The sequence below is a fragment of the Polaribacter sp. genome (assembly GCF_039939415.1).
Classification (GTDB): Bacteria; Bacteroidota; Bacteroidia; order Flavobacteriales; family Flavobacteriaceae; genus Polaribacter.
In genome coordinates, this window is sequence record NZ_JBDVJE010000050.1 from 1 (window position 1) to 9410 (window position 9410).

The 9410-nt window shown below is 26.6% G+C and carries 11 protein-coding genes; 5 read left to right on the forward strand and 6 right to left on the reverse strand.

Translation table 11 applies throughout. The features are described 5' to 3' along the window. Positions 1–120: 120 nt before the first annotated feature. Both ABJG40_RS08345 and ABJG40_RS08350 read right to left on the reverse strand, forming a co-directional pair. Positions 121–1248, reverse strand: coding sequence for a cysteine desulfurase family protein (locus tag ABJG40_RS08345; RefSeq protein WP_348024130.1), 1128 nt, complete (start codon positions 1246–1248; stop codon positions 121–123). 15 nt (positions 1249–1263) lie between these two features. After that, positions 1264–1809, reverse strand: coding sequence for a Smr/MutS family protein (locus ABJG40_RS08350; RefSeq protein WP_348024131.1), 546 nt, complete (start codon positions 1807–1809; stop codon positions 1264–1266). A 64-nt stretch (positions 1810–1873) separates the two neighbouring features. Here ABJG40_RS08350 and ABJG40_RS08355 point away from each other — a divergent pair, with 64 nt between their 5' ends. Further along, on the forward strand, positions 1874–2506 hold the full coding sequence (locus tag ABJG40_RS08355) for a hypothetical protein (protein WP_348024132.1): 633 nt from the start codon (positions 1874–1876) through the stop codon (positions 2504–2506). On the opposite strand, the gene ppk2 (ABJG40_RS08360) is transcribed toward ABJG40_RS08355, so the two are convergent. Next, complete coding sequence (ppk2, locus tag ABJG40_RS08360) at positions 2503–3282, reverse strand: polyphosphate kinase 2 (RefSeq protein WP_348024133.1); 780 nt, start codon at positions 3280–3282, stop codon at positions 2503–2505. The two genes, ABJG40_RS08355 and ppk2 (ABJG40_RS08360), sit on opposite strands and share 4 nt — an antisense overlap. A 6-nt stretch (positions 3283–3288) precedes the next feature. Beyond that, complete coding sequence (gene ppk2, locus ABJG40_RS08365) at positions 3289–4146, reverse strand: polyphosphate kinase 2 (protein WP_348024134.1); 858 nt, start codon at positions 4144–4146, stop codon at positions 3289–3291. 94 nt (positions 4147–4240) lie between these two features. Between ppk2 (ABJG40_RS08365) and ABJG40_RS08370 the strand changes: the two genes are divergently transcribed. Next, positions 4241–5191, forward strand: a complete 951-nt coding sequence (locus ABJG40_RS08370) for a lipid A deacylase LpxR family protein (protein WP_348024135.1) — start codon at positions 4241–4243, stop codon at positions 5189–5191. Here ABJG40_RS08370 and ABJG40_RS08375 read toward each other — a convergent pair. Further along, complete coding sequence (locus ABJG40_RS08375) at positions 5188–6612, reverse strand: AAA family ATPase (protein WP_348024136.1); 1425 nt, start codon at positions 6610–6612, stop codon at positions 5188–5190. The genes ABJG40_RS08370 and ABJG40_RS08375 overlap by 4 nt on opposite strands. Before the next feature lie 103 nt (positions 6613–6715). On the opposite strand from ABJG40_RS08375, the gene ABJG40_RS08380 reads away from it, so the two are divergent. Genes ABJG40_RS08380 through ABJG40_RS08390 form a run of 3 tightly spaced genes read left to right on the forward strand, consistent with a single transcriptional unit; the run spans position 6716 to position 8782 of the window. Continuing rightward, positions 6716–7450: a hypothetical protein gene (locus tag ABJG40_RS08380; RefSeq protein WP_348024137.1), complete on the forward strand. Its 735-nt coding sequence runs from the start codon at positions 6716–6718 to the stop codon at positions 7448–7450. After that, positions 7419–8249 carry a DUF3822 family protein gene (locus tag ABJG40_RS08385; protein ID WP_348024138.1) on the forward strand — a complete coding sequence of 277 codons (831 nt, stop codon included), beginning with the start codon at positions 7419–7421 and terminating at the stop codon, positions 8247–8249. Before ABJG40_RS08380 ends, ABJG40_RS08385 begins: the two co-directional genes overlap by 32 nt. After that, positions 8246–8782: an RsmD family RNA methyltransferase gene (locus ABJG40_RS08390; protein WP_348024139.1), complete on the forward strand. Its 537-nt coding sequence runs from the start codon at positions 8246–8248 to the stop codon at positions 8780–8782. Before ABJG40_RS08385 ends, ABJG40_RS08390 begins: the two co-directional genes overlap by 4 nt. 6 nt (positions 8783–8788) lie before the next feature. Here the strand turns inward: ABJG40_RS08390 and ABJG40_RS08395 are convergent, their stop codons facing one another. Beyond that, positions 8789–9208, reverse strand: coding sequence for a hypothetical protein (locus tag ABJG40_RS08395; RefSeq protein ID WP_348024140.1), 420 nt, complete (start codon positions 9206–9208; stop codon positions 8789–8791). Positions 9209–9410: the final 202 nt, after the last annotated feature.

A 9410-nucleotide genomic window follows, 5' to 3' on the forward strand; every position in this document is an offset into this window, starting at 1 on the left:
AATAAATAAATAAATAAATAAATAAATAAATAAATAACAACTACTCCCTTTTGAGTCTGTTAATTAATATATAATACCCCACGTATTATATATATAAAGAGTAACCTTACGGCTACTCTTTTATTTTTTTAGAAATTCTACTAAGGTATCTAACTCTTTTCTTGTGTTAAATTTAGAAAAAGAAAATCTAATAGAAGTATTTATAGCTTCAGAATCTTTTAATATTTCATCTAAAACATGAGAGCCTTTATTACTTCCACTTTGACAAGCACTTCCTCCTGACACTGCAATTCCTGCCATATCTAAACTAAACAAAAGCATGTTATTTACAAAAGGAAAACGCACACTTAAAATAGTATAACTGCTTTTTTGCAAATCAGATGAATGTCCGTTAAACTCTATATTTTCTAAAGTTTTAGTTAAACTAGAGATTAAATATGATTTTAAATTTTCTATATATACTTTATCTTTATCTAAATTAGAAATAGCAATATCTAAAGCCTTTTCCATTCCTAAAATTGCATGTACATTTTCTGTACTTGATCTTGCACCTCTTTCTTGATCTCCGCCATGAATCATAGGAACAATTCCAAACCCTTTTTTAAAATATGCAAAACCAACACCTTTTGGTCCATGAAATTTATGAGCACTAGCAACCATAAAATCTATGGGTGTTTTTTTTAAATCTATAGAATAATGAGCAATTGCTTGTACTGTATCTGAATGAAAAAGTGCATTATGTGTTACACAAATTTCAGAAACTTTTTTTATATCTAATAGGTTTCCAATCTCATTATTAATCATCATTAAACTAACTAGTGTTTTAGTTTCTGAATTAGAAAGTAAATCATTTAAATGATCCATTTTTACAGAACCAAAGTCATCTAGCTCTACATATTCGATAACTATATTATATGCTTTTTTAAGAAAAGTACAAGTATGTAAAACAGCATGATGTTCTATTTTAGAAGTAATAATTCTTTTTATATCTAAATTTAAAACTGCATTTTTTAATATTAAATTATCTGCTTCTGTGCCACCTGCTGTAAATACAATTTCACTTGCAGACACATTAAAATGTTTTGCAATATTTATCCTTGCAGTTTCTACTGCAGATTTTGCTTTTCGTCCAAATTGATGTGTAGATGATGGATTTCCATAATTCTCTTGCATAGAAGAATGAATTTTTTCTATAACATCTCTATCCATTTGAGTAGTAGCAGCATTATCTAAATAAATAGTTTTCATAAGTTAAAAATACAATTAATTAGCATTCTGATAAATATAAACTTCTGTTGCTCCTAAACCATATTTCTTATAAGAAGCATCATAAAACTTTATTGGGTATTTACTTAACAATCTTTGAAGTTCAGATTTTAAAACACCTTCTCCTACTCCATGAATAAAAACAATTTTAGAAATTCTTTTAGAAATAGCAAACTCAACTTTATTTTTTGCTGTATCTAACTGAAGGTTTAACATATCATAATTATCCATATTTCTAGTAGATTTTACTAATTGATTAATATGTAAATCAACTTCTAAAATAACTTCTTTTTTTTCCTTTTTAAACAAACTTTTTTTAGGTAAATTATCTGCTATTTTTTCTTTTAAAAGTGAGTTATTAATATCATTAAATTTAGTTAAGTCATGTTGTTCAACATCAATTTTCACCAATTCAGAAGAATTGAATTTAAAAATCATACCATCAGTTGTTTGCACGGAAATATCGCCATTATTAATATTAATAATTTTACCTTTAAGCACATCATCTAAAACTGCTACTTTACTACCTATTTCTAAACACATTCTTAACCTTGTATTAATTTGTTTTCTGTATTGAAGGTATTATCTTTGTGCAAAAATAACAAGGATGATGAATACTTCTGCCATTTCTACTGAAAATTTCTTTTTAAATGCTTTTAATGCATTAACGTTAACTAACGACAGAAAAGAATTACTTGTTAAGATTTCTAAAGGTATAGCAGTAGAATACAAAAATGAAGGTATTGTTAATTTAAACTTTATTTGCACACATAACTCTAGAAGAAGTCAATTAGGACAAGTTTGGGGCTTTTTTGCAGCAAATTATTTTAATTTAAATATAAATAGTTTTTCAGGTGGAACAGAAGTAACTGCTTTTTATAGAAATACAGTAAAAACACTACAGAGTGTTGGTTTTACTTTTCATTTAGCAAATTTTTCTCATCAGAATCCTAAATATGTGATTTCTTTTAAAGGAACTTCTAAGTCTATTTTTGGTTTTTCTAAAAGGTTTGATAACAAAGAAAACACAAAACCTTTTATAGCCATTACAACTTGTAATAATGCAGATACTAACTGTCCTTTTATACCTGAAGCAATTTATAGGTTTCATTTACCGTTTGTAGATCCAAAATCTTCTGATGGTACAGAATTACAAGATGAATCTTATTTAAAAACCAACCAACAAATTGCTGCTGAAGTATATTTTATTTTTGCTGAAGTTAAAAAACTACTAGTTTAAATTTCTAAATTTTTATCGTAAGGAATTCTATCTAAAATGTGATTAATCACATTTATACGAGCTTCTGTTTTTCTGTTTGCCCTAATAATTTTCCAGGGAGATAATTCTGTATCTGTTTTTTCAAACATCGCTTTTTTGTACTCTGTATATTCATCCCAAAAATCTTGTGCTTTTTCATCTAATTTTGTCATTTTCCATTGTTTTAATGGATCACTTTTTATTTCTGCAAAACGTTTAGCTTGTTCTTTTTTAGAAATAGACATATAAATTTTAACCACATGAATTCCAGATTCTAAAATCATTCTTTCAAAATCATTTACTTGATTCATAAAAATAGTATACTGTTCTGACGTACAAAAACCGTTAACAGGCTCAATTACAGCTCTATTATACCAACTTCTATCAAAAAAAACAATTTCACCTGCTTTTGGTAATTGTTCTATATATCTTTGAAAATACCATTGTGTTTGTTCATCTTCAGTTGGTTTTGGCAAAGCTACAATACGCATATGACGTGGATTAATACGATCTGTTAATCTTCTAATTGCACCTCCTTTTCCTGCAGCATCTCTTCCTTCAAAAATAACAATTATTCTTTCTTCTTGGTTAATTGCCCATGTTTGTAGACGAATTAATTCTATTTGTAGTTTTTCTAATTTTTTTTGATAATCTACATATCTAATTGCTCTATCAATATTTAAAGGTTGTTTAGATAAAAGTGCTAACAACCCTTTTTTAGAATTTAGTTTTTTTAAATTTTTTGGTGATATTTCCATAATAACTTAATCTATTTGAGTGTTAGATCTATAATAACGCATTACAACATTAGGGTCTGGGTTTAAAACCGTTTTTGCTTCTTCCTTGCCTTCATAATCAAACTTAGACAAAACATGTCTTATTGCTTCTAATCTTGCAACCTTCTTGTCATTAGTTTTTATCATCATCCATGGACTATAAGATGTATGTGTTTTAGAAAACATCTCTTCTTTGAAGTGTGTATATCTATCCCAAAGAATTTGTCCTTGTTTATCTACAGGACTAAATTTCCATCTTTTTAATGGATTTTCTTTTCTTCCTTCAAAACGTTTTAATTGTTCTTCTTTAGTTATAGAAAGCCAAAATTTAATAATAATAACTCCATCTTCATACATCATGTGCTCAAACTCAGGAACTTGCACTAAAAACTCTTTATATTGTTGGTCTGTACAAAACCCCATAACAGGTTCTACAACTGCTCTATTATACCAACTTCTATCAAAAAAAACAATTTCACCCGGGTTTGGTAATTCTTTAATATATCGCTGAAAATACCATTGTCCTTTTTCTATTTCTGTAGGTTTATTTAAAGCCACTAATCTACTAGAACGTGGATTTAAATGCTCCATAAATCTACGAATATTTCCCCCTTTTCCTGCTGCATCTCTTCCTTCAAATATGATAGCAACACGTTTATTGTTATTAGATATCCATCTTTGTAACTTAACAAGTTCTATTTGAAGTAAACGTAATTCTTCATTATATAAAACTGTTTCTTTTACTTTTTTACATGCAACATTTTTTTCTTTAATAAGCGCAAACAAATCTTCATTTGATTTTGCATTTATAAAGTCTTCTAAACTTAATCCTTTTTTAGTATCCATTAACTTATTTTACTTGCTCTAAATTAACTACTTTTTTTTTAGAAAGCAATAAAAAAATCATCATTTTAATGGAGTTCTATTATATTTGTTGTTTATGAGAAAAATTATCTTTACGCTTTTTTTATTTGTGGCTACACTAACAATTTCTCAAGAAAAATTTTCTAAAGAAATTAGTTTTATTACAGATAACGATTTATATGTTTCTATTATAAGAGACCGCTACTATACAAGTGGTATTTTTTTAGGATATAAATACCTTTCTAAAAACAAAAAAGAAGCTTTAGAAAAAAAAATTATAGAATGGCAATTAAAACATGAAATGTATACACCATACAAACCTACAGTTACAAACATACTTGAACACGACAGACCTTTTGCAGGTTATTTATATGGTAATTTTGGGGTAAATAGAGTTTATAAAAATGAACAAATTTTAAAAACTTCTATACAATTTGGGGTCATTGGTTCTAATGCAAAAGCCAAAGAAGTACAACAATTTATACATGATATTTATGGCTTTAAAAAAGCAGTAGGATGGCAATATCAAATTGAAAATGCCCTAGCTATAAATTTTAAAGCTAATTATGTAAAACAATTATATAAAACTCAAAATAACTCATTAGATATTTCTTGGGTTAACAATATTAATATTGGTACTGTTTACACAAATGCTTCAACTGGTTTTTACTCTAGAGTTGGCTTAAAACCACTACAAAAACTAACAAACTCTATAACTTTTGGTACAAATTTAAATAATGAACAAAATAACTCTTTTAGAGAAATAGAATCTTTTTTCTATATAAACCCAATGATTAGATATGCTTTATATGATGCAACAATAGAAGGAAGTTTCTTAAACACAACTAGCCCAGTAACTAAAGGTTTAATGCCTTTTATTTTTAATCTTGAAATAGGAATAAAATTTACTGCTAACCGATTTAATTTTGGTTATGCTTTTATTTACAATACAAGTAAATCTGAGGGTTTAAGATATAAGTATGGTCATAAATACGGGGCAATTTCTATTAACTATTTATTACGTTAATCATTAAAAAACTCTTCTTTAAAACCAATTAAATAAAGTTTTTCTTGAGTTCTTGTTAAAGCTGTATACAACCACCTGTAATATTCTTTAGAAACCCCTTCTGGTAAATAAGGTTGCTCTATAAAAACAGTTTGCCATTGACCTCCTTGAGATTTATGACAAGTCATAGCATAAGAAAATTTTACTTGTAAGGCATTAAAAAAAATATTCTTTTTAATTGCCATAAATTGTTTGTATTTAGATTTTTCATCAACATAATCTTCTTTTACAGCTTGGTATAGTTTATTAGATTCTTCATAAGTTAAAGACGGTGTTTCACTTGTTAATGTATCTAAAAGTAAAACCGTTTCAAAAGGTTGCATTTCTGGATAATCTAGCATTCTTACCTCTACTTCTGCAAATTTAAAACCATACAATTCTTTAATAGAAAATATTTTTAAAACCTCACAAATATCACCATTTGCAATAAAAACAGCTGCAGAATTCTCCTTTAACCAAAAATAATTATTTTTAACAACCATTATATAATCTCCTGCAGAAATTTCGTTTTCTTGTCCTCGAATTTTCATTCGAATTTGTTGATTGTATTGATTAGCTCTTTTGTTAGAACGTACTATAAATGCAGTATCTTCTACTCCATCATTATCATAAGCTGTTACCAAAGCATCTTCTATATCATAACCATCCTCTAACCTAAGAATATCAGGAAAATCAAGATCAAATTTAAAATTAGTTGAATTATTCTGAATCATTAATCTTAATAAGGTAGCATTTGCTAAAATACCAGAACTTTTATGCTGACGCATAACTTCATCTAACTCTATTTCTGTTACATTTTTATGATAATCATACGTTAATGTATCTTGCTCTAAAGCAGGACTTACATCTAACTTTACAGGAGGAAGTTGAGCTGTATCTCCAATAAATATTAATTTACATTGATGACCAGCATATACATACCTAATTAAATCATCTAATAAAGAACTAGAATCAAATAATTTCTGATTTTGTCTTCCATCAGGTATCATTGAAGCTTCATCAACAATAAAAATTGTATTTCTATGCTTATTTGGTTGTAAAACAAAATCTACAGATCCATTTGCTTGTTTTTTTGGAAAATATATTTTTTTATGGATTGTAAAAGCAGGTTTTTTAGAATAAACTGCAATTACCTTTGCTGCCCTACCTGTAGGGGCCAACAAAACTGCTTTTCTTCCTGTTTTCCATAAACTATTTACAAAAGCACTAATAGAAGTTGTTTTACCTGTACCAGCATATCCTTTTAATAAAAATAATGCTTCTTTATCTTCACTAAATGTAAAATCACTTAAAAAGTGTAAAAGTTCATTTTGCTTTAAAGTTGGTGAAAATTGAAACTTTTTTAACAATTCTTGGTAAAATTCTGCTGTTTTTTTTTTCATAAAAAAATTAATGTAACAAAGATACATTGATTTGTAAATAAAAGTTTTTATGATTAAAAAAAAATTGTAAATTTGCTTAAGACTATTAAAAAAACATAATAAAATGGGATTACTCGGAATGATTTTGGCAGCGGTTGTAGTTGCAATACTTTTAGCTATTATTATAGTTAAATATTTACCATTAAAACTAAAGTGGATTGCTTCTATTTTACTTTTAGGTTTAACAGTATTTTTAGTTTATAAAATTTACTATGGTATTATGCAGCCAATAATCTTTAATAAAAACAAAGTTGTAAAATACAGCAAGGTTATTAATAATTTAAAAATTATTAGAGATGCAGAAGTAAAGCATTTTGAAGTAACAGGAAAATACACAGACAATAAATCTAATTTAATTCAATTTATTGATACTGCTCAATTAGCTTTAACAGAAACTAAAACTATAGTAGAAAAAGAAGATAGAGGTGGTGGAATTGTTATTGATGTTGAGAAAAGAATTACAGATACTATTGGTTACGAACCTGTAGCAAAATATTTTAAAGGTAGAGATTACCAAAATATGTTTAAAGTTCCTGGTGTTGCCGGTAAAGAATTTGATGTTGAAATAGGAACTGTAGAAAAAGTACAAGGATTAGTGGTACCAACTTTCTTTGTTAAAACCGAAAAAGCAGCCATTTTAAAAGGAATGAATGAGTCTTTAATTAAACAAGAATTAGAAGCTGTTGCTACTGACCAAATTAAAGGTGAATTTGTTTCTGTAGGTTCTTTAGAAGAAGTAACAACTGGTGGTAACTGGCCTCCTTCATATGATAAAAAAGAAGGTGATAAAAAAGAATAGCAATATTACTTTATCAAACACAAAAGATACAAAGTTATCCATCCAATTTAATTTGGATGGATTTTCTTTTTGTATTACTAATACAGCAGAAACACTTTACTTTGCAGATTATATTTTTGAAGAAAAACAAATAACTCCAGAGAAGTTATTATCTAAAATAGAACATATTTTTAAAACTGATTCTATTTTACAAAAAGACTTTTCTTCTGTTTTAGTTGTGCATCAAAATAATTTATTTACGTTGGTACCAAATAGGTTCTTTAACCAAAATAAATTAACAGAATACCTTAATTTTAATATTAAAACATTAGCTACAGATTATATTACATTTGATGATTTACCCTCTATAGCTGCAAAAAATATTTTTGTCCCTTATGTAAATATTAATAATTACCTCTTTCAAAATTTTGGAGAATTTGAATACAAACATCATCTAACTATTTTAATTGAAAAATTAATTTTTATACATAATTCTAAAGAAAAAAATGTATTTGTTAATGTTAGTAATGATAATATTGATATTGTTGTTTTACAAAACAAACAATTAATTTTTTCAAATTCATTTTATTTTGAAACCAAAGAAGATTTTATCTATTATATCTTATTTACTTTTGAACAACTAAAATTAAATGTAGAAGAAATAGAGTTATATTTTACGGGTCTTATTGAAAAAGAATCAGAAATTTACAATATTACATATCAATATATTAGAAATGTTTTCTTTTTAGAAAGTAAAAACAACATCTTTAAAACTTTAGAAGCTTCTAAACACACAAATTATATACTTTTAGGATCATGAGGATAATTTCTGGAAAATACAAAAGTAGACGTTTAAAAGCGCCTAAAAATCTACCTGTTCGTCCAACAACAGATATGGCAAAAGAATCTTTGTTTAATATCTTAAATAATACTTATTATTTTGATAGCATTTCTGTTATGGATTTATTTACAGGCACAGGTAATATTAGTTATGAATTTGCTTCTAGAGGTACTAAAACAATTTATGCAATTGACGCTCACTTTGGTTGTATTAAATTTATAAATAACACAGCTAAAGAGTTAGACCTACCTATAAATACTTATAAAAGTGATGTTTATAAATTCTTAGAAAAAACAACATTAAAAACAGATATTATATTTGCTGATCCTCCTTATGACTTTGAAGAAGAGCAGTTTTTAAAAATTGTAGATTTAGTTTTTACAAAGCACCTTCTACATGAAGAAGGTGTTTTAATTGTAGAGCATTCTAAACATACAGATTTAACAAAGCATAAAAATCATAGTTATGATAAACGTTATGGAGGAAATGTTTTTAGTTTCTTTGAATATTAAATCTTTTTAGTTCTTATCTAAATATTCTTGTGATTTTCTTTTTAATTCTGACATTAACTCAGTGGGTAACTTTTTAGCACATTCTATAAAGTATTTTTGATGTTTGTTATTTTTAGACATATAAACATCAAACAAAACTCCATCTTGTTTCTTATCAATTAACTTTAATATTTCTGTTATTATTTTTCTACCAGATTCTTTATCTTTAAAACCAGAACAAACTTTTGCCATAGAATTATAGAAAGTAACAAAGCATTCTGCATCTTCGCAAGCATTAATCTTATTCATTATTTTAGTGGCTAAATCATCAGTATCTACATTATTATTTGTAGTGTTATTTACAGGCACTCTATTTCCTCCTTCAGATTGTGCTTGTGATTGCAATGAGATAAAAAATATCATTAAAGCTGTACATAAAATTTTCATAATTAACGTGAGTTCGACGTAAGATATTTAAAAAATAAGCAATAAAAAAGCAGAATATTTCGTAAATTAAAGTACTGAATTTCAATTTACTAATAAATATTCTGCTTATGATTTCTGATGATAAAATTATAGAAATTTTCTGTTCTTTAGATGATTTTATGAAAGAATTTGATTCAATTCTTCAAAAAAACAGTATTTCTGA